This is a genomic window from Salinicola rhizosphaerae, assembly GCF_014652715.1.
GTDB classification, from domain to species: Bacteria; Pseudomonadota; Gammaproteobacteria; order Pseudomonadales; family Halomonadaceae; genus Salinicola; species Salinicola rhizosphaerae.
In genome coordinates, this window is the sequence record NZ_BMZI01000002.1 from 1 (window position 1) to 25,626 (window position 25,626).

The 25,626-nt window shown below is 65.2% G+C and carries 28 protein-coding genes; 22 read left to right on the forward strand and 6 right to left on the reverse strand.

Annotation, left to right across the window (positions count from 1 at the left end):
- Positions 1-18: 18 nt before the first annotated feature.
- The gene (gene arfA / locus IE125_RS03370) at positions 19-171 is read right to left on the reverse strand and encodes an alternative ribosome rescue factor ArfA (protein WP_189443205.1); all 153 of its coding nucleotides are present in this window, start codon (positions 169-171) and stop codon (positions 19-21) included.
- A gap of 103 nt (positions 172-274) precedes the next feature.
- Entirely contained in the window at positions 275-853 is a 579-nt protein-coding gene (gene mntP, locus IE125_RS03375; RefSeq protein WP_189443206.1) for a manganese efflux pump MntP, read from the reverse strand.
- Between the two features lie 1,040 nt (positions 854-1,893).
- Between mntP and IE125_RS03380 the strand changes: the two genes are divergently transcribed.
- From IE125_RS03380 to IE125_RS03410, 7 genes are all read left to right on the forward strand, one after another.
- A complete protein-coding gene (locus IE125_RS03380) occupies positions 1,894-2,067 on the forward strand; it encodes a hypothetical protein (RefSeq protein ID WP_189443207.1) in 174 nt (57 codons plus the stop codon).
- 206 nt (positions 2,068-2,273) lie between these two features.
- Positions 2,274-3,227 carry a SctD/MshK family protein gene (locus IE125_RS03385; protein WP_189443208.1) on the forward strand — a complete coding sequence of 318 codons (954 nt, stop codon included), beginning with the start codon at positions 2,274-2,276 and terminating at the stop codon, positions 3,225-3,227.
- Between the two features lie 12 nt (positions 3,228-3,239).
- Positions 3,240-3,650 (forward strand): hypothetical protein, encoded by a 411-nt coding sequence (locus IE125_RS03390; RefSeq protein WP_189443209.1) that lies wholly within the window; start codon positions 3,240-3,242, stop codon positions 3,648-3,650.
- Complete coding sequence (gene sctY, locus IE125_RS03395) at positions 3,647-4,030, forward strand: type III secretion apparatus assembly chaperone SctY (protein ID WP_189443210.1); 384 nt, start codon at positions 3,647-3,649, stop codon at positions 4,028-4,030. Before IE125_RS03390 ends, sctY begins: the two co-directional genes overlap by 4 nt.
- On the forward strand, positions 4,027-6,180 hold the full coding sequence (sctV, locus tag IE125_RS03400; protein ID WP_189443211.1) for a type III secretion system export apparatus subunit SctV: 2,154 nt from the start codon (positions 4,027-4,029) through the stop codon (positions 6,178-6,180). Before sctY ends, sctV begins: the two co-directional genes overlap by 4 nt.
- Before the next feature lie 163 nt (positions 6,181-6,343).
- Positions 6,344-7,669, forward strand: coding sequence for a type II and III secretion system protein family protein (locus IE125_RS03405; protein WP_189443212.1), 1,326 nt, complete (start codon positions 6,344-6,346; stop codon positions 7,667-7,669).
- A gap of 20 nt (positions 7,670-7,689) precedes the next feature.
- Positions 7,690-8,172 (forward strand): hypothetical protein, encoded by a 483-nt coding sequence (locus IE125_RS03410; RefSeq protein ID WP_189443213.1) that lies wholly within the window; start codon positions 7,690-7,692, stop codon positions 8,170-8,172.
- 34 nt (positions 8,173-8,206) lie between these two features.
- Here IE125_RS03410 and IE125_RS03415 read toward each other — a convergent pair whose 3' ends face one another.
- Positions 8,207-9,034 carry a tetratricopeptide repeat protein gene (locus IE125_RS03415; protein WP_189443214.1) on the reverse strand — a complete coding sequence of 276 codons (828 nt, stop codon included), beginning with the start codon at positions 9,032-9,034 and terminating at the stop codon, positions 8,207-8,209.
- Positions 9,035-9,147: 113 nt separating this feature from the next.
- On the opposite strand from IE125_RS03415, the gene IE125_RS03420 reads away from it, so the two are divergent.
- The 14 genes from IE125_RS03420 to IE125_RS03485 all read left to right on the forward strand — a co-directional run bounded on the left by IE125_RS03420 (position 9,148) and on the right by IE125_RS03485 (position 21,858).
- Positions 9,148-9,732 carry a type III secretion protein gene (locus tag IE125_RS03420; protein ID WP_189443215.1) on the forward strand — a complete coding sequence of 195 codons (585 nt, stop codon included), beginning with the start codon at positions 9,148-9,150 and terminating at the stop codon, positions 9,730-9,732.
- Between the two features lie 164 nt (positions 9,733-9,896).
- Positions 9,897-10,097, forward strand: coding sequence for a hypothetical protein (locus tag IE125_RS03425; RefSeq protein WP_189443216.1), 201 nt, complete (start codon positions 9,897-9,899; stop codon positions 10,095-10,097).
- A 112-nt stretch (positions 10,098-10,209) separates the two neighbouring features.
- Positions 10,210-10,656, forward strand: a complete 447-nt coding sequence (locus tag IE125_RS03430; RefSeq protein WP_229808902.1) for a hypothetical protein — start codon at positions 10,210-10,212, stop codon at positions 10,654-10,656.
- 3 nt (positions 10,657-10,659) lie between these two features.
- Positions 10,660-11,553 (forward strand): type III secretion system inner membrane ring lipoprotein SctJ, encoded by an 894-nt coding sequence (gene sctJ, locus IE125_RS03435; protein WP_229808903.1) that lies wholly within the window; start codon positions 10,660-10,662, stop codon positions 11,551-11,553.
- Positions 11,550-12,305: a hypothetical protein gene (locus tag IE125_RS03440; protein WP_189443217.1), complete on the forward strand. Its 756-nt coding sequence runs from the start codon at positions 11,550-11,552 to the stop codon at positions 12,303-12,305. Before sctJ ends, IE125_RS03440 begins: the two co-directional genes overlap by 4 nt.
- Entirely contained in the window at positions 12,302-12,907 is a 606-nt protein-coding gene (gene sctL / locus IE125_RS03445) for a type III secretion system stator protein SctL (protein WP_189443218.1), read from the forward strand. Before IE125_RS03440 ends, sctL begins: the two co-directional genes overlap by 4 nt.
- On the forward strand, positions 12,904-14,235 hold the full coding sequence (locus IE125_RS03450) for a FliI/YscN family ATPase (protein ID WP_189443219.1): 1,332 nt from the start codon (positions 12,904-12,906) through the stop codon (positions 14,233-14,235). Before sctL ends, IE125_RS03450 begins: the two co-directional genes overlap by 4 nt.
- Positions 14,232-14,741, forward strand: a complete 510-nt coding sequence (locus IE125_RS03455) for a YscO family type III secretion system apparatus protein (protein WP_189443220.1) — start codon at positions 14,232-14,234, stop codon at positions 14,739-14,741. Before IE125_RS03450 ends, IE125_RS03455 begins: the two co-directional genes overlap by 4 nt.
- The gene (gene sctQ / locus IE125_RS03460) at positions 14,738-16,003 is read left to right on the forward strand and encodes a type III secretion system cytoplasmic ring protein SctQ (RefSeq protein WP_189443221.1); all 1,266 of its coding nucleotides are present in this window, start codon (positions 14,738-14,740) and stop codon (positions 16,001-16,003) included. Before IE125_RS03455 ends, sctQ begins: the two co-directional genes overlap by 4 nt.
- On the forward strand, positions 16,000-16,659 hold the full coding sequence (sctR, locus tag IE125_RS03465; protein WP_189443222.1) for a type III secretion system export apparatus subunit SctR: 660 nt from the start codon (positions 16,000-16,002) through the stop codon (positions 16,657-16,659). Before sctQ ends, sctR begins: the two co-directional genes overlap by 4 nt.
- A 1-nt stretch (position 16,660) precedes the next feature.
- The gene (gene sctS, locus IE125_RS03470; protein WP_189443223.1) at positions 16,661-16,930 is read left to right on the forward strand and encodes a type III secretion system export apparatus subunit SctS; all 270 of its coding nucleotides are present in this window, start codon (positions 16,661-16,663) and stop codon (positions 16,928-16,930) included.
- Positions 16,931-16,976: 46 nt separating this feature from the next.
- A complete protein-coding gene (gene sctT / locus IE125_RS03475) occupies positions 16,977-17,795 on the forward strand; it encodes a type III secretion system export apparatus subunit SctT (protein WP_189443224.1) in 819 nt (272 codons plus the stop codon).
- Positions 17,796-17,943: 148 nt separating this feature from the next.
- A complete protein-coding gene (locus tag IE125_RS03480) occupies positions 17,944-20,784 on the forward strand; it encodes a hypothetical protein (protein ID WP_189443225.1) in 2,841 nt (946 codons plus the stop codon).
- 24 nt (positions 20,785-20,808) lie between these two features.
- Complete coding sequence (locus IE125_RS03485; RefSeq protein ID WP_189443226.1) at positions 20,809-21,858, forward strand: EscU/YscU/HrcU family type III secretion system export apparatus switch protein; 1,050 nt, start codon at positions 20,809-20,811, stop codon at positions 21,856-21,858.
- Here the strand turns inward: IE125_RS03485 and IE125_RS03490 are convergent.
- Positions 21,855-22,421: a TetR/AcrR family transcriptional regulator gene (locus IE125_RS03490; RefSeq protein ID WP_189443227.1), complete on the reverse strand. Its 567-nt coding sequence runs from the start codon at positions 22,419-22,421 to the stop codon at positions 21,855-21,857. The two genes, IE125_RS03485 and IE125_RS03490, sit on opposite strands and share 4 nt — an antisense overlap.
- A gap of 119 nt (positions 22,422-22,540) precedes the next feature.
- On the opposite strand from IE125_RS03490, the gene IE125_RS03495 reads away from it, so the two are divergent.
- Positions 22,541-23,791, forward strand: a complete 1,251-nt coding sequence (locus tag IE125_RS03495) for an MFS transporter (protein WP_189443228.1) — start codon at positions 22,541-22,543, stop codon at positions 23,789-23,791.
- A 19-nt stretch (positions 23,792-23,810) separates the two neighbouring features.
- Here the strand turns inward: IE125_RS03495 and IE125_RS03500 are convergent, their stop codons facing one another.
- Together IE125_RS03500 and IE125_RS03505 are read right to left on the reverse strand one after the other, a co-directional pair.
- Positions 23,811-24,473, reverse strand: coding sequence for an NUDIX hydrolase (locus IE125_RS03500; protein ID WP_229808904.1), 663 nt, complete (start codon positions 24,471-24,473; stop codon positions 23,811-23,813).
- A gap of 182 nt (positions 24,474-24,655) precedes the next feature.
- The gene (locus IE125_RS03505) at positions 24,656-25,432 is read right to left on the reverse strand and encodes a hypothetical protein (RefSeq protein ID WP_189443229.1); all 777 of its coding nucleotides are present in this window, start codon (positions 25,430-25,432) and stop codon (positions 24,656-24,658) included.
- Positions 25,433-25,626: the final 194 nt, after the last annotated feature.

The window sequence follows — 25,626 nt, forward strand, 5'->3', positions numbered from 1 at the left end:
GCGTGAGCGATGTCTCGCTCACGCCGCTTGGCAATGGCGCCCTCCCTGGGGCGCACGACCCTTGCGGGTGTAGCTACCCTTGCCCTTCCTGGGTTTCTGCTGCTGCTGGCGAAACTGCGGTGAGCGCAGCGCGGCCTTGAGTGCGTTATCGCGTATGGGATGAGGTGACATCGTTGTCTCCCTGAGATCGTTCAACGACGCACAACCGAGGCGCCCTAGCGGTCGGCACCCCGTATGCGCGGAGAGGCGAGGATGGCGATGAACAGGCGACTTTTCAACCCACTTGGACGAACAGGTGTTCGTAGAGAATTGCCGCGCCGATGGCGATCAGAACCAGTCCACCGAGCATTTCCGCCCGCTTACCGATCAACGCCCCGATGGCACGCCCGAGCATGATCCCGGCGGTCACCATCACCGTGGTGGCGACGCCGATGGAGAGCGCCGCGACAACGATATTGACCTTGGCGAACGCCAGCGTCACGCCGATCGCCATCGCATCGATGCTGGTCGCGAAAGCCGTTGCCACCAGCATCCAGAACGAAGATTTGCGAGGCTCATCCCGCTTTGCGCTGTCGTCGGCGGGTTTGAATCCCTCCCACATCATGTGAGCGCCCAGGCCCGCCAGCAGGAAGAAGGCGATCCAGTGATCCCACTCGGACACGAATCGCGAAGCGGCCAGTCCGATTGCCCAGCCGATGACCGGCGTGATGGTCTCCACCACGCCAAAAATCAGCCCGATGCGCAGCGCCGCCGGGAGACGAGTTCGCGTCAGAGCGGCGCCCTTGCCGATCGAAGCTGCAAAGGCATCCGTCGACATGGCAAAAGCGAGAAGCGCAAGAGAAGCAGGATTCATGGACTGTCGGCCGATTGATTGCCCGGATACGCCGCACACCGAAGTGGCGTCAGTCGTATCCCTGGTCTTGCCAACCCGAGGCAGGCGACCATGCTGCGGCGTCGCCGAGCGTAGTGCCATGACTGTCGCTGCATCGCGAAAGCAAGAAGTGACTCCAAGAGTAGCGACACTCTAGCCCCTGCATGGCGAAAGTTCAATAAACGACTGAAAAACAAGAGAAAATTAACCAAAGTGAACTCATGACGTCAGGGTTGATCAACTTAATCACGGTTGCATTTTGCAACAGGAGTTCGGTCTTGCCGACGAGGCGCGGGGCCCGGTGCTGAATTCGCTTGTCGGGATTTTCGTGTGTTGTCGAGCCCCGCCACCAGAGATGTCTTCTGACTGCTGTTTATCGGAAAAACAGTTTAGTTATCGGAAAAGCGGTTTATCCGGGAAATGACCTGGCCGTAAAACGACCTGGCTGAGAAACAGGTCGCCCGGGAATCAAAGCGCGCGCAGGAAAGCCACTAGCCGGCAGGAGCATCGTCGCCAAATGATGCCAATCAGAGACACTTAAAAACAGCAGTGTCGTTAAAAAGAGACGCATAAGAATAAAGTATGATCTGGTCCAATCGGCGAGGTATTGAATATGCGTTAATCTAAATTAATAGATCCTGATATACCGGACTAGCATCACCATTCAACATCAGATTCAGAGGAAAATCAGTCGGTCGTTTAAAACCCGTTATCAATAATAGCCAGGCGGACTATTGTGTAAAAAAATGTTTCAATCGATTCAAGATAGCACATTGAATCAGCGTTCAAATAAAATAAAATGCATAAAAATCATAATGATATAAATATTGTCCAATGATTATTTTGCTCACACCTCGTTGACATAATGCAGCAAACTTTTACTTATGCGGCGCCGATTTGTCATTGCTGAACAGTAATCTGAATGCGTCAGGTCGAAGTCGAACTGCGATGATCTCGATCCGGCAAATTCTCTCAGCCGCCAAATTCGGTGGCTCGAACCTAACGCATTCAGGAGAAGTCCCATGGCCGATTCCACCACTATCGATCCGACCACCTCCAACGACAGCGCTGATTCCGCCATTAGTCAGCTGGAAGCTGTTTTCGATCAAGCGATCGAAAAATCCGCTGAAATCACCAAGGTCACGACCGAGAAGAAGACCATGCTGGACGCCACCAAACAGCGCCCGCAGAACTGATTTCGCTCTGTCGCGGGGCGGTATCGCCCGCGTCGCCATCCGGGCCGAGCGGCTGGGGAAGCGTTCTCGCTCTCTCGCCATCGGTGCCGGATGGTTTCAGTTTCCTTGCCCTCTGACGGGTTGCGGCGGGACGAGCCGCCACATCGCCGACGCATCGGCGCCCTGTCGGGAGGTCATTTTCTCGTAGGACGCATACGGGATACTCCATGAATACCGTCAGCCCATCACCGGCGTCGACGCAGGACATCGTAGCGACGCTGGAGGTCATCTCCGGTCTGCATCGAGGCGCTGTCATCGAGTGGCGCGGTGCGGCCTGCCACATTGGCGCCGATGAGAGCGCCGATGTCTGGCTGGGTGATGCGGGAATATCACCCGAGCACACGATACTCAGATTTCACGGCCGCCAGATGGCGGTCGAAGCCGCCGGGGGCGATATCACTGTGGCCGATCAGACCGTGCGTGAAGGAACGGGACTGCGCTGCGAGTCGCCGGTCACGATTCGCCTCGGGAATGCGACGATCCGTATTTCGCGCCCGACACCGCCGCCACTTCTGCCGAAGTTTCCGCGTCTGCCCGGCATGCCGCCGAGACTCAAACGCTCGCTCAACCGCAGTGCGCCAGTGATGGCGTTGATCGTGACACTGGGCGTCCTGGGCCTCTACGAGTTCGTCGACGTCAATCAGGCCGGCGCCAACATCGGCAGCTTCGAACCGCTGGTCACGGTCGACGAGCAGGCCATCCGGGGCGCCCGGCAGCTGGTTGCCGATGCCGAGCCCGGGCCGGCGACAGCGCTGCGCGACCACTTGGCAGCAGCAGGGCTGAATGCCATGACGGTGAGCCGTCACGATCGCTATCTCAGCGTGTCGGGCCATTACGACCAGGGTCAGAAATCGGCCTGGGACGAGACCCAGCGATGGTTCGATCAGCGCTTCGGCAGCCGCCACGTACTGCTCAATTCGGTGACGGCCCGGAGTACACCGAGTCAGCCCGACCTACAGCTGAGCGCCGTCTGGCTGGGCGAGAACCCCTACGTGATCGACCGCGACGGCAAACGTCTCTATCCGGGCGCAGCGCTGCCGTCCGGCTGGGTGGTGTCGGCGATCGACGATCAGCGCGTGCTGCTGCGTCATGGCGACGAGCAGTTCTCGCTGACGCTATAGGCCGGCTGCCGGATGAGGATCGGTGAGCGCGCGACGCCGGCGGAGCGACGAGAAGCCCTCGGCGTCGAGCCGATATCGCCGACGGCTGCCGAGCGCAACATTCGCACTCGGGATGCCTTCACGCGGGCCATCAGCGAAGCACGCCAGCAGCGCTCGCTACGGCCAGCGCTTCGCCAGCGGCTGAGTGCCCTGGCGGCGCCGGCCCCGAGCGATCCCGCTACATTCTCCGGCGCGCGCAGCATCGAGCTGCTCGAACACGTCATCGATCACCTGCTGCCGGAGCTCGAGGTCGATGAGGCAACGCGAGACGCCGCACGCTCGATACTCCATGAGGAGCTTCAGTGGCGGCAGGCCTACGACGGCCGGATCAACGAGCCGCTCGCCATCCGCTCTGGCGCGGACGATGAAGAGGAGACGACATGAGTCAACGCGATGACCGCGACGCCGCCGACCTGCTCCACCTCATCGGCTATCTCTATCTGCAGAGCGGCCAACGCCCGCGTGGCCTGGTGCTGCTGCTCGTCGCCAATCGCCTGGCGCCGGGGCACACCGGCATTCTTCACGCGCTCTGCCAGGGGTTTCTCGCCAGCGGCCAGGGCCAGCGCGCGCTGCACACGATCGAGCGAATCGAAGCCACCGCGCCGAACCCGCCCGACCCGGCGCTCACGCTGTTGAGAGGCCGTGCCCAGGCGTTGAACGGCGATACCGATCAGGCCCGCGCCAGCTATCGCGACTATCTGGCGCAGCGGCGTCTCGCCCGTGCCGAGGAGTCTGGACGTCCTGAGCGTGGGGGCGAGGCATGAGGAGCCTGCTCGCGCGTCTCGATCTCGTCGCTCGCCGCGCTGCGCAGCGTAGCGACGTCATCATCGCCGCCTTCATGGTGCTGGCGGTGGTGATGATGATCATCCCGCTGCCCACGCCGCTGGTCGACGCCCTGATCGGCATCAACATCGGCTTCAGCCTGCTGATTCTGGTGGTCGCTTTCTACATTTCCCACCCGGTCGAGTTCTCCTCGCTGCCACCGATCATCCTGCTCGCCACGCTGTTCCGGCTGGCGCTGTCGATCACCACGACCCGGCTGATTCTTCTCGACGCCGATGCCGGCCAGATCGTCAGTGCCTTCGGCAACTTCGTCATCGCCGGTGAAGTCGTCATCGGCATGGTGGTCTTTCTGATCATCACCGTGGCGCAGTTTCTGGTCATCACCAAGGGGTCCGAGCGCGTGGCCGAGGTCGCCGCCCGCTTCACGCTGGATGCCATGCCCGGCAAGCAGATGAGCATCGACAACGATCTGCGCAATGGCGATATCGACACCGCCGAGGCGCGCCGCCGGCGCTCGCGTCTGGAGAGCGAAAGTCAGCTCTACGGCGCCATGGATGGCGCGATGAAATTCGTCAAGGGGGACGCCATCGCCGGGCTGGTCATTCTCTTCGTCAACCTGATCGGCGGCCTGCTGATCGGCATGCTCGAGCATGACATGGCATTCGGCGACGCCGTCGAGACCTATTCGCTGCTGACGGTCGGCGACGGCCTGATCGCGCAGATTCCTGCGCTTCTGATCTCCATTGGCGCCGGGACCGTGGTCACCCGCGTCAGCTCCGACAACGCCAGCGACCTCGGCAGCGAGATCGTCGGCCAGCTCGGCAGCAACAGCAAGGCGCTGGGCATGACCGCCACGGTGCTGTTCTGCGCCGCTTTCATTCCCGGTTTCGCCACCGGAGTATTTCTCTCACTCGCCGCTCTGCTCGGCGGCGGCGCCTTCTACCTGCGCCGTCGCCAGCAGCGCCAGAGCGCCGAGGCATCGCCATCGGCGGAAACCGAAACGCCGATGCCGGCTGAACCGAACCCAGTGGCGGAAGCAGAGCCGGCCACGCCGACACACGCAGACGACGATCCGCGCCACCACCGCGTCATGCTCGGCCTGAGCGCCACGCTGGCCGACGAGCTGCCGCTCGATATCCTGCGCGAAGCGATGCAGCACGCCGGGGAGCAGGTCGAGCGCGATCTCGGCATCGCCATTCCGGCCATCGGCCTGCGAATCGAGCCGGCGCTGGTGGCGCGGCACTTCACCATCGAGCTCGATGAGGTGCCGGTGCTCAGAGGAGAACTACCGGCTGACTCGCTGCTGCTCGACGATGACGACACGCTTCTGGCGGTCGTCGAGATCACGCCAACGCCGCAGCCGGCGCTGGTGGATCGCGGTCAGTGGCAGTGGCTACCGGCCGAGGCCGCCGACACGCTGGACGATGCCGGCATTCGTTATCTCACGCCGGCGCAGACGCTCGAACGCTGCCTCGAGCGGATGCTCGACCGTTACGCGGGCGAATTCGTCGGCATCCAGGAAGCGCGAGCGCTGCTTTCCGAGATGGAGAGCCACTACGCCGAGCTGGTCAACGAGGCGGTTCGGGTGGTATCGCTACAGAAGATGGCGGAGATCCTGCGCCGACTGGTCAGCGAGGGTGTGCCGGTACGCACCATGCGCACGATTCTGGAAGCGATGGTTACCGTCGGCGGTCAGGAGACGAATAGCGCGCGTCTGGCCGACCGTGTGCGGATCGCACTGGCGCGTCAGATCTGCCACCGCCACGCCGGTGCCGACCGCGTGCTGCCGGCCTGGGTTGCCACACGCCCCCTCGAGGAAGCGCTGCGCAGTGCGCAGCGTCATGGCGACGATCAGCCGCGCAGTGCGCTGCCGACGCCGCTATCGCGTGCCTTGAACAGCTGGTTCGAGCAGCAGCTCGCGGCGCTTGAAGGCGATCTGAAACCGGTCGTCGTCATCGCCCATGATGTCCGTGCCTCACTGCAGCAGTGGGTTCGACAGCAGGAGATCGACCTGCCGGTCATCGCCTGGCAGGAGATCGCACCGGAGTTTCATCTGCAAGCGATCGCGCAGGTGCGGCTGCCCAGACCGACGACAAGACGCGAGGCGCAACCTCAGGCGCGGGCGGAGTGAGGCGAGCCGGCCACGAGCGCGCAAGAGCGGGCTCGAGTGAACAAAAAAGCGCGCCATCGCGCGCAACGAAACGATCACGGTAAAAGACGGGATTCTTGATGACAGAGTGGCAGCGAATTTCATGACCTTGACGGCGTTACCATCGATCCTACCCACGAGCCGCATGCCACACCGCCGGCCGCTGCTGGCACTCTCTCTGTTGTGGCCGGGGCTGCCGTGGCTGGTACTGTTGTCTCTGGTGCTTGGCGCTCTCCTCGGCCTACCGGAAACCGCCAGCGCCGATGTCACGGTGGATGGCGCCGGCCGGCCGATGACGCTGGAGACCGGCCAGGGCCGCATCCTGCGCTTCGATGGCGACATCGCCTCGGTGTTCGTCGCCAACCCCGACATCGCCGACGTCCAGGTCGTCTCCCCCGGCGTGATCTACCTCTTCGGCAAGCAGTCCGGCGACACCAACCTGATCGCGCTCGATGCCGACGACCAAAATCAGGCCTCGATGCATCTGCAGGTCCGCGATGGAGTCGAGGGCGCGCGACAGTCGCTGCGCGGTAGCGGCGGAGAGTCTCAGATTCGCCTCGGCATGGCCGGCAATCGGCTCGTCGCCAGCGGCACGAGCCGCTCCGTCGAGGGGGCCATGGCGACCCAGTCGACGCTCGAGGCGCAAGGTGCGAGCGGCGTCAACCGCACGACCTACGATGGCGCCACCCAGATCAATATCCGCGTGCGCTTCGCCGAGGTCGCCCGCGACGAGCTGCTCAACTACGGCATCAGCTGGAATGCATTGATCAACAACGGGTCGTTCTCGTTCGGTGTACTGACCAGCGACATCGCCAGCACGCCGAGCGCGGAAGGCGTCGACGGGCTGCTGCAGGCACTGCAGCAGAATAACCTGCTGCAGATTCTGGCCGAGCCGAACATCACCACGGTCTCCGGGCAGACGGCAAGCTTCCTCGCCGGCGGCGAGATTCCCATTCCCGTTCCGGTCAACAACGACCTGGTCGGCATCCAGTACAAGCAGTACGGGGTTTCGCTGCTGAGCACGCCGACGCTGCTGCCCAACGGGCGGATCTCGATGGAGGTGCGCCCGGAGGTGAGCAGCATCGCCAGCGACAACGTACAGATCGCCGGCTACGACGTGCCGTCGCTGCAGGTGCGCCGGGCCGATACGGTGATCGAGGTCGGCAGCGGCCAGACTTTTGCCATCGCCGGCCTGTTCCAGCGCCAGGCCTCCAACGAGATCGAGCGGGTCCCGGTGCTCGGCGACATACCGATTCTGGGCCAGCTGTTTCGCTCGCGCCGCTTCCAGCGTAACGAAACCGAGCTGGTGATCCTGATCACCCCTTATCTCGTGGCGCCGTCGTCAGCGCCGACGCCGCGCACACCGCTGGATCAGGCACAGGTCGCGAGCTCGCCACGTCTGAATGACAGCCGCGCGCAGCACGCCCGCTCCGCCGGCGCCGACGACCCGTTCGGGTTCTACCTGCAATGAGAGACGTCATGAGAGAAGCCATGAAGACCGCTTCGCCGGCCGCGTCGACGAGGCGGACACTCGAATCCAGATCGGCCATCGGGTCGGAGCCGCTGCGCCTCGTCGCCCTGCTCGTGCTGCCCGCACTGCTGCTCGGCGGCTGTCACTCCTCGATGGGGCCGATGAGCTGGACCAGCGGCTATCGCAACGTGACCGTCGCCGATGCCGATGGCCAGGGCACGTCGACGCGCGCGATCCCGAATCTGTGCCAGAGCGATCCCGATCAGTCGGGACTGATCACGCTGCCACCCGGCTGCGCCAACGACCTCAACCTCGAGCTGATGGTGGTCGACCCCGGCGACCTGACTCGCGGCCAGGAGATGGGTCCGGCCATGGCCGCCCCGGTTGCCGAGGCCGCCGACCAGCGACTGAATAACCGCGAGCGGGCGAACGAGCGACGCGCCATGCTCGAAAACGAGGCGCGCAATGCCATGGGCCAGAGCGCGACGACCGATGGACTCTAGCGTGACAGTGGCATCTAACCGCCGCGCGAGCCCGTCAGGCCGACGTCGCGGCGGCCAGCCTGAGCGCGCCAGCGCGCGCGGCGGGCGTCGGCAGCGAAGCGATACGCCGTGCGCTGTCGATCAGCTTCGCGCGCTCGGCAGCGCTCATGTCCGGAATCTCGAGTCGCTCGGCTTCCGACTCGCGTCCGGCGAGCACCAGCACCAGCAGCGCATTGCGGTAGTGGCGCGGCTCGGCCAGCGGCGAATCGACGATCTGGCGGACGTCGGCGCTGGCGCGATCGGCATCGCCAGCCAGAGCCTGCGCCAGTGCGAGATTGGTGCGCACGTCGAGGTTCTTCGGATCGAGCGCCGACGCTCGGGTGAAGGCCTCGACCGCCGGCGCCGAGCGTCCGGCCAGCGCTTGCGCGGCGCCGAGTCGGCTCCAGGCCGCCACGCTGTTCACCGCCGGCGCCGCGGGCGTCAGGCTCTTGAGTGCGGTTTCCGGCTCGCCCATTCGCAGCTGCGCGGTGCCGAGGCCAAGCAATGCCGGCGCCTGCTCGATGTCTTCACGCAGCGCATCGCGGAAGGCCTCTGCAGCGGCTGCGTCGTCGCCGCTCGCCAGGCGCGCGTTGCCAAGCTTGACCCGAACCTCGGCACCGGTGTCACCCTGTGCGATCGCGCGTTCGTACATGGCGGCAGCGGTCGCGTGATCGCCACGCTGATCGACGTCGTCGGCCAACTTGACGAGTTGACTACCGTCGCCGGTCGGCCCGGTGCCGGGCGATGGCGCTCCCGCACAGGCGGTGAGCATCAGCGTCAAGGCGCTGGCGCCGAACAGTCGCGCCAGCGGCAGTATCGGGGAGGTCGCGGTCAATGACTTCATGCGTCGATCGGTCCAACGGTCGCGAAAGGAGAGCGACAGCGTACCCGAGATTCGCCAGCGATGTGCAGCGCTCGCCGATGATGCGCGGCACGCGACGGCACTGGAAACATCGCGTGCCGGCGCGAAGCTGGCTGCTGGCGTTGAGCCTCGCCATGGCCGCATCGATGCTCGTGCCGACCGCCAGCCGCGCCGCCGAGGCGCCCTGGGCCGACCGCGACTATCGCTACGTGGTGATCCGCCAGGACGTGCGTGACGTGCTGCAGGAGTTCGGTCGCAATCTGTCGCTGCCGGTCGAGGTCAGCGACGGCGTCGAGGGCGAGGTCAACGGAGATATTCACGCCGCGCAGGCCGGCGAGTTTCTGCGCAAGGTTTGCGAAGCCAACGGGCTGGCCTGGTTCTATGACGGCTACGTCCTGCATGTCGCCGCGCGCGACGAGCTGGCGCGGCGGGTCTTCGATCTCGATGGCATCGACAGCGACCGGCTGCTTGCCTCGAGCCGTGCCGCCGAAATCGGCGAGCCGCTGGGCGTCACGCTGATCGACGGCGGCGACCGGATCGAGGTCTCTGGCCCGCCCGCCTGGCTCGACAGCATGGCCCAGCGCATCGACGGCATGAGGCGCCCGACACCGAGCGCAGCGCCGGGCGGGGTGACGGTCTACCGAGGCAGCGTCGCGACGCCGGCCAAGGACGGAAACTGAGCGGATATTTCCTCGAGCAAGCGGCGGACCGGTCTTCAACGTCGGCCCGCCAGGCGCAGCAGCAAGGCAGTAGCGGTAAAGCGGTAAAGCGGTAAAGCGGTAGCCAGGCAGCAAGCGCGACCTGAGGTTTGGGTCGCAACGACAACCCATGACAGGAGGCCACAATGGCAGTCGATTCCGTAGACAGCGTCAACGCAAGCGGCGACACGTCGACGACGGATTCCCAGTCGTTCGACGACGCCCTGGACAATGCCGAGTTTCAGGACGCCATGGCGCAGGGCATGGTCCAGGTCGGCGGTCAGCTGATTCTGATGCCGATGATGAAGGACATGCTCGGCGAAGCGATGTCCGGCGGCGAGGATTGAAGCGGCCATGCCGTCGAGCGATTCCAGACACGCATCGCCGACGGCCGAACTCGGGGCGGACCGCGCGTCCGCTCCGCATCCGACAACGATCCGCCAGGACGAGAGGTGAAACATGACGCCAGTGACACCACCCGGTGCCGGTACGCCTACGCCGCTGCCGATGGCCGACACGCAGTCACTCAACTCGCAGAATCTGTTCGAACACATGGCGAGCCAGGCCGGACAATCCGCACCCGGCACGAGCCCCGGCGAGCTCGGCAGCAATCTGTTGAACAACCTCGATGGCTTCGTGGACCGGGTCAACGCCTTCTCGAAGGACGCCCAGATTCCCGAGACGTCGGCGCCCGATCGTTTTGCGCCGGTATCCGTGCGCGAGACGAGCGCGGCAGCGCCGCCCGCCGACGGCGGCGACACACCCACGGCATTCAGCGACGAATCGATGAGCCAGGTCGCCGACTCCCTGGCGCGCGTCTTCGATCATTCGATCGAGACCACCATGGTCGTGCGTGGTGCGACCCAGGTCTCGGGCTCCGCGAACACCCTGTTGAGAGGTCAGTGACGCTTGCGCTTCGATCCCGCTTTTGAGGCCTTTGCCACCCACGGCCAGCCCGCCAACACCTCCCGCACCCGTCGACTCTCGAACGGGCTGGACCCGCGTCGCCTGCTGCACTGGGCGCTGATGGCGGTCATGGCCCTGATGCTGCAGGCCTGCGATACCGATCTCTACACCCATCTCGACGAACGCGAGGCGAACGTGATCGTGGCGACGCTGTCTCGCAACGGCATTGCCGCACAGCGGCACGCGGAGGACGAGGGCCAGATGACGGTCACCGTCGACGAAAGCCGCTTTGCCGATGCCGTGGATATTCTCGACCGCGCTGGCCTGCCGGAGCGCAAGTTCGCCAATCTCGGCGATGTGTTCAAGGGCAACGGCCTGGTCTCCTCCCCGGTCCAGGAGCGCGCACAGATGATCTACGCCCTGAGCCAGGAGCTCTCCCATACCGTGTCGCAGATCGACGGCGTACTGTCGGCGCGCGTGCATGTCGTGCTGCCGGACAACGATCTGCTCGAGCAGAACAGCACGCCCTCCTCGGCATCGGTCTTCGTGCGCTACATGCCGTCGCTGGATATCGACCCGTTGATTCCGCAGATCAAGACGCTGGTCGCCAACGGCATCGCCGGGCTCTCCTACGACAACGTCTCCGTGGTCCCGGTCGCCTCGAAGATCCCGGAAGAGACCCGCAGCGCGACGCAGCCGATGATGGACACCTTCCTCGGCATCGCCATGCCAGCCGCTAGCGTCAGTCGTATCGGCTGGATCGTCGGCGTCCTCGTCATCGCCGTGATCGCGCTTGCGGCCGCGCTGGCCTGGCTCTTGTGGCGCGGGCAGTCCCGCCGTCCGTATACGCTATCGGCGTCCGACTCATCGTCAACCGACCCGGCGAGCCACTCATGATGTCGACCGTGCCCGCCCACGATCGCAGCGTCGAGACCGTGCCGGTCACGATCGCCGAACGCCATTGGCTCGACTGCCTCGATGGCATCGCCGATGACGCCCATCTGCGTGACTGGCTCGCCGAACCACGGTTCCAGGGACGCCTGATCGCGCGGCTCCGGGCTCGACATCAGCTCTCGCCGGCAGACGAACTGCCAGCGCTCGCGGAGGCGGACCGACGGCTTTGCCGGCTGGATACGCAGGAGGCCGCGCGCTGCGCCCGAGCGGCCGGGGTCATCGTGCACGCCGACGCCTTCGCTCAGGCGATACAGGCCGCTCAGGTCAGCGCACTCAGGGCACGCTTCGGCACCGAGCTGCATGCCCTGGCGCTCGAGACCCGTGACCAGCCGCGCCCCGATGTCCGCGAAACGCCACAGGCGACCGATATCGAGGCGCTCGAGGCCGCCGTCGAGCGTGACGGCCGGCGCAGCCTGATAGCCTGGTATCAAGCGCAACCGCCGGCGTGGCGGGCCTGGCTTGCCCTGGGCTGGCCTCTGAGGCTGATCACGGAACACAACGCCGCGGATCGCGATGCCGTACCTGAAAACGCCGCACCTGAAGGCGCCGTGCATGAAGTCGCCCTGCATGAGCCCAAGAGCGCGCCAGCCGATGATGCTGCCGTCGCCGTCGCGCGGCTGGCCGGGGAAGCGCTCTCGGCGCGATCGGCGACCGGGCACCGGCCGGAGAACGACCACGACGAGGAGTCCTCATGAACGATCTGCCTCGCCGCCCCGGCAAGGTGATTCTGCGCGCCGCCGAAGCGCGCGCCTGGACCGACGGCTTTGCGTTTCTCGACCGCGCTCGCGAGCGCGCCGAATCACGAGAGGCCGAAGTCGCCGCAGCGCGTGAGGCCGGCTATGCCGACGGATTCGCGGCAGGCCGGCGCGACGGCGAACGCCAGGCAGCGACACTGCTCGCCGCAACGCACGCCGACGTCGAGCGTTACATGGCCGGCCTGGAGCCGGAGCTTTCGCAACTCACGCTTGGCCTGCTGCGTCGCATTCTCGATGAGTTCGACGATGCCGAGCGCATTGCCCGCTGCGTGCGACGTGCGCTCGGCGAGTGGCGCCAGGCCCATCGCCTGCGGATTCGCGTCGCGCCGGCGCTGGAGCGCGACGTCGCCGAGCGGCTCGCCGAGCAGCCGCCAGCGGGGGTCGAGTTTCAGGTCGAGGCCGATCCGCAGCTGGATGCCTCTCAGTGCCTGCTGGTAAGCCCCGTCGCGGTGATGGATATCGGCGTGGAGGCGCAGCTCGGCGCCATCGATCGAGCGTGGCAGCGACCTGATGGGCAGACACCCCCGGAGGAGACATCATGACCGCGAGTCGGCTCGAGAGCCTGCTGCCGCGTCTGGACGCGCGCCTCGCCGACGTGCAGACGCGCCGCGTCAACGGCCGCGTCAAGCGGATTCGCGGGCTGCTGATCCATGCCAGCGTCGAGGGCGTGAGCATCGGCGAGCTCTGCCATCTGCGCGACCCGGTCAGCGGTCGCAGCGTAGCGGCGGAAGTGATCGGCTTCGAGGAGGAGGACGCGATCCTGTCGCCCATCGGAGAACTTCACGGTCTCTCGACGCGTAGCGAAGTGATCGCCACCGGGCGGGCCCAGGGCGTCGCCGTCGGCGAGTCGCTGCTCGGTCGCGTCATCAGCCCGCTCGGCGATTGGCTGGACGCCCGGCCGCCGGCGAGCGGGCTTCGCGACTATCCCGTTCACGCGGAACCCCCGTCTCCGCTCGCGCGTCAGCTGATCGAACAGCCACTGGCACTCGGCGTGCGCGCCATCGATGCGCTCAGCACGGTCGCGCGCGGCCAGCGCGTCGGTTTGTTCGGCGAGCCCGGCGTGGGCAAGTCCTCGCTGCTCTCCGCTATCGTGCGCGGCAGCCGCGCGGACGTGGTCGTGCTCGGGCTGGTCGGCGAGCGCGGCCGCGAAGTCCGCGAGCTGCTCGAGACCCAGCTCGACGCCGAGGCGCGCAAGCGCACGGTCTGTGTCGTGTCGACCTCCGACCGGCCGGCCATCGAACGCGCTCGCGCGGCGCTGGTGGCGACCAGCGTGGCCGAATACTTCCGTGACCAAGGGCGCGACGTGCTGCTGCTGGTCGACAGCCTCACCCGGTTTGCCCGCGCCCAGCGCGAGATCGGCCTGGCGGCTGGCGAACCACCGACCCGGCGCGGTTATCCGCCCTCACTGTTCGCCGCGCTGCCACGCCTGCTCGAGCGTGCCGGCCCCGGCGCCGAGGGGCAAGGCAGCATCACCGCCCTCTACACGGTACTGACCGAGGGCGACGGCACGCTAGACCCGGTCGCCGAGGAGACCCGCGCCATCCTCGACGGCCATATCGTGCTCAGCGCCGAGCTGGCTCGCCGTGATCACTTCCCCGCCATCGACGTGCTGGCCAGCCGCAGCCGACTGATGGATACCGTCGCCAGCGCAGCTCACCGACGCGATGCCGCCAAGGTGCGCGATCTACTGGCACGCTATCGCGATGTCGAACTGCTGCTGCAGGTTGGCGAATACCGCGAAGGCAGCGATGCGCCGACCGATGAGGCGATTCGCAAGCACGCCGAGATCGACGCCTTTCTGCGCCAGACGCGAGACGATCACGCCGACTTCGACGACACACTCGAACGCTTGGGAGCACTGGCCCGATGAATGCTGCCATGACCTCTCCCCGGCACGCGAAAACGGCCGCTCTCGAGCGCCTGCTGACCCTGCGTCGTCGGCGCACCCAGCGCGCCGAACGCGAGCTGGCGATCGAACAGGCGCGCTGTCGCGACCTCGAAGCCGAGGCACGGCGACTCGTGGACGAGCGTCGGCGACTCGAGCAGATCGCGACCCGTCGCGACCAGGCCCGCTTCGATGCCTCGCAGGGGCGTTCGCTCGACGCGACCGATATCGCCGAATGGCAGCAGAGTCAGGCGGAGGACGCCACGCGTCAGGCGACGCTCGAGCAGCGTCTGCGAACCTGCCACCAGGCATGGCAGATCGCGCATCGACGCCAGCAGACGAGCCGCGGCGAATGGGCGCGACGAAGGCGCCAGCAGCAGGCGCTGGAGCGCCTGCAGGATGACCACCGCCGCGTTGCCACGCTCGACGCCGAGCGCCTGGCCGAACTGGAGAGCGAGGAGAGCCGCAGCGGCCGGGAGCTCACCCCATGAACATGATGACGCGCGCCAAAGTGTCCACCCTCGAGTCTCTGCTACCGCGCTTTGCGCCAGGCGCCGTGGCGTTGCACAACGCCCTGCACCGCCGGCGGCATTCGCTGGCGCTGTCGGCCGATTCGACTCGACCGGCGAGTCTGCGTCTGCTCGCCGACTCGACACCCATCGAGCGCGAGGTGGTCTGCCATCTGCGGATCGGCGAGGAGCGGCTGACGCTGACGACGGGTTGGCGGACGCTGAACGCACTCGGCGCCCACCCCGCACGCCGACGCTCGCTCGAACACGTCGACGCCGAACTGGCGTCGCTATGGTTGGAGTCGGTCTGGCAACACTGGCTGGAACCACTTGAAGCGGCGCTCGCCAGCGAGATTCGCGTCGAGCCGCCAGTGAGTCGCTCGACAGCGCCGGAGGATCTCCCCGAAGCAGATGCCGGGAATACTGGACGAGTGACGGGGAGCCCTGGACGAGTGACGGCGGCGATGGCGCTGGAAACCCTCGAGGGCTCGTACGCCTTCGCGCTGACACTCGACGAGATGCTGGCCATTCGGCTACGCCCACTGTTCGAGACACGCTTCCCGCCCAGAAAAGCCGAGGCGGGCGCGGTCAGGTTTTCGCTCGGGGTCATCGCCGGTCGCCAGCCACTGACTTTGGGCGAATGGCGTTCGCTGAGGCCGGGCGACGTGGTCATGCTGGAGCGGGCGCTCGCCGATCCGGCAACAGCCGAGATCGACATCGCCGGCGCGAGCACGCGCGCCACGCTGACCGCCGATGGCCTCGTGCTGCGGGAGCGACCGCAGATCCGGCCCAGCACCGCCGCGCCCGCCGCCACAACGACAATGCAGAGAGATCAGGAAAGCGACCCGATGAACGAACCCACTGTGGATAGACAGCACGGCGCAGCCAGCGAACGACCGGCTGTGGATAACGCAGACTTCGACGATCTGCCGCTCCAGCTCACCTGCGAGCTGGGCCGCCTGGAACTGTCGCTCGGCGAACTGCGCGAGCTCGGTGAGGGCAGCGTGCTGCCGCTCTCTCGTCGACCAGCGCAGGCCGTCGACCTCGTCATCAACGGCAGGCAGATGGGCCAGGGCCGACTGGTGGCGATCGGTGACGATATCGGCGTGCAGATCGAGCGGCTGTCGCTCGAAAACAGCCCTGAGCGAGATGAAGGCCCTGAGCGGAATGATCGTTCTGAACGCATGAACAGCCTCGCCCCCACCGAGAGCCCCGAGCCGGATGACGAGGCAGCCAGGGAATGACGGAGTTCCAGCCCAATCTGATTGCGATCATCGTCGTCGTCGCGACCATCGGCCTGGTGCCGCTGGCGGTCGTGACGATGACGGGGTTCCTCAAGATCTCGGTGGTGCTGTTTTTGATTCGCAATGCACTCGGCGTTCAGCAGACGCCACCCAATCTGGTGCTCTACGGCATCGCGCTGATTCTGACGGTTTATATCACCACGCCGCTGATTGGCGAGATGGCACACCGCTTCGAGGATCGACAGGCGGGGCTCGCCAGCGTGGAGGAGATCAAGGAGACCGGTGAGGCGCTGCGCGAGCCACTGCAGTCCTATCTTTCCCGTTATGCCAGCGAACGCGAGCGGGCGTTCTTCATCGATGCCACGCGCAGTCTGTGGTCCGACGAGGCGCGCAACGATCTACAGGACGATGATTTGATCGTGCTGATTCCGGCGTTCGTCAGTTCCGAGCTGACGCGCGCCTTTGAAATCGGCTTTCTGCTCTACATTCCGTTTCTGATCATCGACCTGATCGTCTCCAACGTACTCATGGCAATGGGCATGATGATGGTCTCGCCGACGCTGATCTCGATCCCGTTGAAGATCTTTCTGTTCGTCGCCGTCGACGGCTGGTCGCGGCTGATGCATGGACTCATCCTGAGCTACGGCGGAGGCTGACATGAACGACGATATCTTCCTGTCGCTGATGAAGAATGCGCTGTGGACGGTGCTGCTCGTCTCCGCCCCGGCGCTGGTCGTCGCCATCATCATCGGCTTTGGCGTCGGGCTGTTGCAGGCGCTGACGCAGATTCAGGATCAGACGCTGCCGCAGGCGGTGAAGCTGGTAGCCGTGCTGCTGGTGCTGATCCTGACGGGGCCGCTGCTGGCCGGCCAGGTGGTCAACATGGCGGATCAGGTGCTGGACAACTTCGCCGTCTGGTCTCGCTGAGGTCATCTCATTGGCCGTCACCGACATCCACCACCGCTGACACTCGATGAACTACGACGTCTTCGCCCATTTTCTCAACGACTTCGCCTACCCGCTGATCGCGGCAGTGGCGATCGGCGTGGCGCGGGCGCTCGGCATGGTGATCATGACGCCGGCGTTCAATCGGCTCGGCCTGACCGGCATGATTCGCTCGGCGGTGGCGGTGACGATCTCGATCCCGCTGACGGTCTCGCTGTTCAACGACTTCACCGCCCTGCGCGAGATCTCGAGCTTTGCGCTGATGGGCATCGTGATCAAGGAGCTCCTGATCGGCGTGGCGATCGGGCTGGTCTTCGGCGTGCCATTCTGGGCGGCCGAAGTGGCCGGCGAGCTGATCGATCTGCAGCGCGGCTCGACCATGTCGCAGATTCTCGACCCGATGGGCGCAACCGAGACCGGGGTGACCTCGACGCTTCTGTCGATCACGCTGCTGGCGCTGTTCTTCATCACCGGCGGCTTCATGCTGCTGCTGGACGGCTTCTATCGCAGCTATGCACTGTGGCCGGCGATCGATTTCACGCCGCTGATGACGCAGGCCTCGGCGCTGGCGGTGCTCGGCCTGCTCGATCAGGTCATGAAGATCGGGGTGCTGATGATCGCGCCGCTGGTGATCGCGCTGCTGGTCGCCGATCTGATGCTTGCCTACGTCGCGCGCATGGCGCCCAACCTGCACGCCTTCGACCTCTCGCTGCCGATCAAGAATCTGCTGTTCGCCTTTCTGATTCTGATCTACGTGGTCTTCCTGATTCCGCTGATGGTGGACCAGCTCGACGTGCTCAAGCTCAACATGGAGCGCCTCTCCGCGATTCTCGGGGCCATGGGCTAGGCGCTGGATACCGATGAAAAGAGAGCTCGCCGATACCCGAGACCCACAGGGCGTTACACGTCGTTGCCGTGTTGCCATGCCGTCGTCATCCCCGCTTCCCAGACTGGGCGTTAGAGGCTATCCCGCCAATCCGTTCCAGGAGCTTGCGATGCGCGTCAACGATGAAGTCACCCTCGAGTCGAACCGTTCGACTTTCCCTATCGGCGATTCCTTCTCTTCCGCACTCGAGCTGGCGCGCGCCGGCGGCGAGCCCGGCAGCCAGGCCTACGAGAACACGCTCAACGCCTTGGCGGTGGAGATGGCCAACGGTATCGATATCGACGACCGAACGGTGGCTCCGCTGACCGGCGATGCGGCGGAGAAATTCAAGACACTCGTCGGCGCCGAGCTGGAGAGCCAGCGCGCCGACGGCGAGACGCCGGATCTCGGCAAGGCGATCGACAACGCGAAGGAGGCACTGTTCGAGCGCATCGGCCACGCGCTCGACAACGCCGGTCGCAGCGCCAGCAAAGGTCTCGACGTGTTCGAGGGCTACTGGAAACGCCACGGTGGCGAGGAGGCTGCCATCGATGCCGGTTACGACGCCTACAAGGGCTTTCTGGCCGAGACGACGCTGACCGACAATCCGGACTACGAGGACAACCTCAATGCGCTCGCCTTGGGCCTTGCCGGCGGCACGCTGACCGATTCGCGCCAGATTCTGCATATCGATTCTTCACAGACGCTGTCGCAGCTCTATCAGAATCTGATCGAAAGCAAGGTCGACGGCGGCGCGTCGCTGGCCGATGCCACCGAGCAGGTCAACGACGATCTGCGCGCGCGCCTGGGGGGTGCCGCAGGCGACGATGGCAAGGCGGTGCAGAATGTCTTCGACGGCTACTGGTCGCGCCACGGCGGCGATACCGACTCCCAGCGCCTTGCCGACAATGCGGCGATCGACACGGCCCGACGCGATCACGACCTGCCCGCGTTCAGCGATGTCGATATCCAGTCGCTGGAGACCAGCGAGACCGATCCGGACGATAGCTCCCGCAAGCTGACCGTCAGCGAGCTGACCTGGCAGACCCTGATCGATGACTGGAAGGCGGGAATCGAGGACGGCAGCATCGGCGAGAACGACGAGCGCGCCCAGTTCTACCGGGCGCTGCGTGCCCAGAGTGCGCTCGACAACGGCCTCGATATGGTTGGCCTGGATATCTCGGAGGGGCTGAGTCTCGATCATGTCACCGGCGAGGATCTCTCCTCGGTGGTCGACGGCGACGCGCTCGACGCACGCCTCGGCGATCTGTTTGCCTCGGACGCGGTGCAGAAGGACTACGCGGCGGCTCAGAGCGGCGCCGTCGACAAGGTCGCCAATCACGATCGGATCGCCTCGCAGCTCGAGGATACCGCATTCAGTGAAGCGTACATCGACTACATCAACGATCTGCGCAAAAGCGGTCGGGGGGAGCTAGCCGAGGAGGATATCTCGCGCACCTACAATGCCCTCTCGGCGCTGTTCCCGGCGACCGAAGAGAGCGATCGAGCCGCGGAATTCGCCCAGAGCCTGCAGGTCGACTCCATGGTCACGGATCTCGATGCGCTGATCGACAACCCGGATCGGATCAACGACGCCAACACCGCGACCGCGACCCAGGACGTGGTCAAGATGGTGCTGACCGCCCTCAAGCGCGCCGGCGTCGACATTCCCCGCCGAACCGCCGAATCGATCGACAAGTTCGTCAACGAGTATCTTAACGATCAGCAGACAGCGAAGAACTTCGGCAAGGCGCTCGAAGCCCTGGGGGATCGCTTCCAAAGAAACGGCGCGGTCACGCAGGCGGATATCGATGACCTGATGAAAAACGGCGTCTACAAGGCGCTCAACGAGAAGACCAACGGCGGCATGCTGTCGCTGATCAGCACGCTCAACAGCAACGGCGCACTGGGTGCGACAGGCGGTCTGATCTCGCTCGCCTCGGGCATCTATCAGCTCGCCGGCGGTGGCAGCAAGCTGGCCGACAGCGACGAGGCCCGCATGGCCGTCGCCAAGGAGTTCATCAGCTTTCTCGGCGCGAGCCAGCACTTCGTCAACCTCGGCAGCAACATTCTGGATACGGTCAAGGGCACCAACGTCAACGCCATGCTGGGACTCGACAAGACGCTGCCGCAGATCTGGGGCAACGACACCAAGGACGCTAGCCGCCCCTTCACCGATGCCGATGGCCTGCGCTTCGTCGAGAACATCGAATCGATCATCGAATCGGCGCCGGTGGGGGATCAGGAGGCGCTCAGCAAGAAGCTGGACCTGAGTGAATCGGACACTCGCAAAATCGTCGACGGTGCCAGGGACGGTATCGCCAGGAACCCCTCGCTGCCCGGCGCGACCACGACCACCCGCGCGGCGAGTTCCTACCTGCGGGTGCTGGACGGGGCAGCCAACTCGGCCACCGGCGCGCTGGATATCGCGCTCGGCGGGCTGATGATCAAGCGCGGTGCGGACAGCGGCGACGGCGCCACGATCGGCCAGGGCGCGGTGACCGTCGCCGCAGGCGCCTTCGGCCTGGCCGGGGGCGCCTCGTCGCTCGCCGCGCTCAAGGGCATCGCGGTGGCGCGCGCCGCCGCCGGCCCACTATTCTGGGTCTCCGCCGCCCTGACGATCGCCACCCTGCCCTTTTCGATCGTGCAGGACATCAAGCGAACCAACGCCCTCGAGGGTCACGAGGCGGATCTGAAGGATCTCATGAACTCGCTCGATCAGGACGGACTTTTGACCGAGGATGGCGCCAAACGCTACGAATTCCTGGAAGCCTACGTGCGGAGCTACGGCCAGCGGGATGCGCCCGACGATGTCAGCATCTTCGAGTACCGCAGCGATGAATACGCGTTCTTTCTGCGCGAGGGCCACCTGCCCGAGGCGGGCTGGGATGATTTCACTCACGAGGACTATGCCGGTGACGGTGACAACCTGCAGACGACCATGGATGAAGGCTCGACCGTTGGCGCCTGAGCCTGATCGGCGCGGGTCTCACGCATGAGCCAGCAGCCATCCGAAGAGAAATCGCTTCCGCCGTCGGCGAAGAAGCTGCGTGACGCCCGCAAGAAGGGGCAGGTCACCAAGAGCGCCGATCTGGTCACGGCGATGGTGATGCTCGCCTGCACGCTCTATATCGGCGTCAGCGCCAGTCGCATCGTCGCTCGAGTCGAAGGGCTGATCGATCTGACCGCGCGGCTCTACACCGAACCGTTCGATACCCTCTGGCCGCGGCTGATCGCGCAGGCCGGCGAGGTGCTGGTGATCTCGATTCTGCCACTCGTCGCGCTGACGGTGCTGGTGGTCATTCTGACCAACGTGGTGGTGTCGCAGGGCTTCGTCTTCGCCGCCGAGCCGGTGCTGCCCAAGGCGGAGAAGGTCAATCCGGTCGAGGGTTTCAAGCGCATCTTCTCGGTGCGCGGCGTCACCGAATTTCTCAAATCGCTGTTCAAGATGACCGCGCTCGCGGTCGCGCTGATCGTGGTCTATCGACTGGGCCTGCAGTCGCTGATGGAGTCATCGCAGTGCGGGCTCGGCTGCGTGCAGGGCACCTTCCTCGACCTGCTGCAGCCGCTGGTGATCACCGCGCTGATCGCCTTTCTGATCGTCGGTGCCTTCGATGTGCTGCTGCAGCGCTGGCTGTTTCGGCGCGATCAGCGCATGACAAAGACCGAGCAGAAGCGCGAGCGCAAGGATCAGGAGGGCGACCCGACGATGAATCAGGCGCGGCGCAAGCAGCGCCGCGAGATGCACGCGCTCAACGCCAAGATCGGCGTGCAGCACGCCTCTCTCATGGTCGGCACCGGCGATGGCTGGCTGGTCGGCATTCGCTACGTGCGCGGCGAGACGCCGGTGCCGGTCATCACCTGCAAGGCCAGCGCCGAGAACGCCCCGGCGCTGCTGGAGAGCGCCTACCAGCGCCGTATTCCGCGCGTCGACGATCCGGTCCTGGCGGAGAAGATCGCCACCCGCGCCGGCAACGGTGACCCGATTCCGGATGGCACCTTCCAGCCGATTGCCGATGTGCTGGTGGCGGCGAAGCTGATCTAGCGTGATGCCAGACTCGAGAGCGTCGTGTCGACCCAGCGCTCGAAATTCTCGACCGTTGCCGAGGCCGGGTCGTAGAGCAGTCGATAGGTCATCGGTGCGACGATGCCATCCATCATGGCGGTCAGACTCGGCACGGACTCGCCCCGTGTCAGTGCACGCTCGCGCAGCCCCTGCATGATCGATTCGCTGTAGCGACAGCAGCATTCGCGGCGAGATGCGTCCTTGCTGGCCATGATGTCGTCGAGCGCCTGACGGCCGGGTACCGAGGTCATCTCCTCGAGGTACTGCTCGCCCCAGCGGCACAGGTCGCCGGCCAGCGTGCCGGTGTCCGCCGGTGCTTCGTCGGGATGCAGGCGCTCGAGCGAGACATCCGCCAGCAGCTCCGAGAGGTTGCCCCAGCGCCGGTAGATCGTCGATGGCGTCACGCCGGCAATCTCGGCGATCTGTGGCACGGTCAAGGCTTCCCTCGCCCTGGCTTCCTGCAGTTCGCGAACCGCATCGTGGACCGCCTGCTGAACGCGGGCGCTGCGGCCTCCCGGCCGAGGTCTCTCTTTGATCGCCATGGGCACTCTACCTGCAGACGTCGAGACGGCGAGCCGTCCAAACGCAAAAAGTTTGCTTTATGAGCCTGCGCGCGTCAGACTTCTATTAACGCAAAATTTTAGCATTAACAGGTACCGCGATGTCACCACCTGCCGCTTCCGACGCGACCAACGTCTATCCCTCGCCGAGGCCAGGCTCGCTGCTCTACTACACCCTGCTGATGGTGACGTTTCTGGCTGCCTCGAGCGCGCCGACACCGCTCTATCAGATCTACCAGATGGCCTGGGGCTTCTCGACCACCTGGCTGACGCTGGTTTTCGCAAGCTATGTCTTCGCGCTGCTGCTGGCGCTGCTGGTCAGCGGGTCGCTATCGGATTATCTCGGCCGCCGTCCGGTCGTTGCCATCGCGATCGTTGGCGAGATCGTCTCGATGGGAATCTTTCTTGGCGCGAGCGATCTGCACTGGCTGCTGGCCGCACGCATCGTGCAGGGGCTCGCCACCGGCATCGTCACCAGCGCCCTGGCCGCTGCCATGCTGGATAGCGACCATACCCGCGGCCCGGTGATGGCAAGCATCGCGCCGCTCTGTGGCATGGGCTTCGGTGCGCTGTTCGCCGGCGCGCTGGTCACCTATGCGCCGGCGCCGCGGCATCTGGTCTACGCGCTGCTGGCCATCATCCTGCTCGCACAGCTGGCGATTCTCATGAAGATTCCGGAGAGCGTGGCACGAAGGCCCGGGGCGCTGGCCTCGCTGCGACCGCGCGCGAAGGTACCTCCCAGCGCGCGCGGCCCGATGCTGCGGGTGATTCCCGCGGTCATCTCTTCCTGGGCGCTGGGCGGGTTCTCGCTCTCGCTGGGCCCCATCCTGGTGGAGACGGTCAGCGGCGTTCACAATCCGCTGGTCGGGTGCCTGGTCACGTTCATGCTCCCGTTCATCGGCGGCGTGAGCATCCTGACCCTGCGCACGCGAGCGCCTCATATCGCCGTGATGATCGGCACCGGCTGCCTGATCGTCGGTATGCTCGGGTTGTTACTGGGCGTCTACCTGACAAAGGTGAGCGTACTGCTGGCGGGAACGGCCATCGCCGGTATTGGCTTCGGCGCCGCCTTCATGGGCGCCATGCGAACGGTCATGCCGCTGGCGCCGGCCACCGAACGCTCGGCGCTGATGGCAGCGTTCTACGTGGTCTGCTATCTCTCCGCCAGTTCGCTGGCACTGCTCGGCGGCATGGCGGCGCAGTGCTTCGGCCTGCTGCCGACGACCTACGGCTATGGCGGTCTCGTCGCGCTACTGTCGCTGATCGCCCTGCTCGGCACCGTAATCCAGCAGCGTGGGCGCACACGCGACTGCGCTTCGGAGACCGCTACCCGAGGTTACGATCGCGCCTGACTCAGTCGATGAGCGCGAATCAATCGATCAAGGCGGCTCGGCGCGGGTCGGCGTGAAACGCGAAGGCGTCGGCGATATCGCGGGCGATGACGCGCGGCTCGGAAAGCGGCGGCAGTTCATGCGGCGAGAAATAGCCCGCATCATGAACTTCGTGTCCGGGGTCGAGCGGAGCGTCATCGAGCCGCTCGCAGAGGAAGAACAGCTTGTAGAAGTCGAGCACATCCGGCGGATAGGCGTGACGCGCCTTGTGGCGCAGCGCGAAGAGTCGGGAAACGGTGACTCGAACCCCCGCCTCCTCCCAGACTTCCTTGACCGTATTGTCGGCAGCCGAGACACCGACTTCGGCGTAGCCGCCGGGCATGGTCCAGCGACCGTCCATCTTCTCTTTCACCAGCAGGATCTTGCCGTCGTCGATGATCGCTGCCCGCACGTCGATTTTTGGCGTGACGTGACCTTCGCCTCGGCCGAGCGCCAGTGCCACGCGCTCGACCGGCACCGCGCCGAGCGAGGCCATCATCTCGCGGGAGAGCGCGGATATCTCCTCGTAGCGCTCTCGGTCGAACTTGTCCTGGCAGTAGTGCAATCCGGTCTCGGCGAGTGCCGAGAGCCGCTTCGCCCACGACAGCCACTGGCTTTCCATGGCGGCGGGTATCGATTCACGATCCGTCGAATCGTTTCTCATGAGGTGTCGTTCCGGCAGCGGTATTCACCCAAAGACTAACAAGCGCGCTGAAACGCGTCAGGCAATGAGGGCATAAAACGCGAAAAGCCCTTCCGGAGAAGGGCCTTCGAGAGCGTCCAGATGACGCGGCTGCGCCATGTGCGAATAGCGACAAGACGCAGCGCCGGCTCGGCGCTTGCCGATCAGCCCGCCTTCGGGGCATCCATGTCACCCGGGCCGCGGCCATCGTGCGGGCGGTCATGCGGACCGTGCGGTGGCTTGGTCAGTGCCTCGTAGGCGGTTAGCTGATCCCCGTTCAAGGCCTCGGAGAGCGCGGCATGACGCTGCTCCAGCAGCTGCTTGAACTGGGCGCCGCGCGCATCGCGATCGGCATCCGGCGCCTCCACGTCCGGGCGTTTCAGCTGGTGAAGGCCGTCGAAGAAGCTGCGCTCGGCGTTCATTACCTCGGCGCTCTGCTGCTGGCTCAGATTCCAACTGGCAAAGAGTGGCTCGAAACGCTGCTTCCAGTGCTCGGCCATCTCTTCCTGGCTCGGCTTGCCGACGCCAGGGCCACCGTGGTGGCGCATCATCGGCGGACGCGGGCGCTCGAGCATCTGATAGGCGTGCAGTTGCTCATCGCTTAGCACCTCGGCGAGCTGGTCGCGCTGCGCCTCGAGCAGCGATTCCATCTTCGCGCGACGCTGATCGCGGCTGGCCTCCCCCTTGTCGTCGTGAAGTTGCTTCAATTCCGCATGAAAGGATTCATCGGCCTGCTTCAGCGCGGCGAGCTGGTCGTCATCGAGGTTCCAGCTGGCGACCACGGCATCCTTGAGCGGATTACCCTGATGCTGGCGCGCCTCCTGAGACATCGGCGGCTGCGGTCGATCGGCAGTGTGGTCCATGGATGCGGCCATGGCGAGCGGTGACAACGTGGTAGCGGCGACTGCCAGCGCCAGAAAACTCTTCTTGAATGCCTGCATGATTTCACGCTCCTGGTTGCGCACCGAGACGCGGTGCAGGATCACTATCGCGCTGCTTCATGCACACAGTGTGCAGCGAGCGTGGAAGGGTGATTCACGAAATCGTCAAACCCGAGGGTCAAGACGGCACGCCAGAAACGCAAAACCGCCCACTGGGGGGCGGTCTGCAACGGACATCGAGCGAGGTCACACAA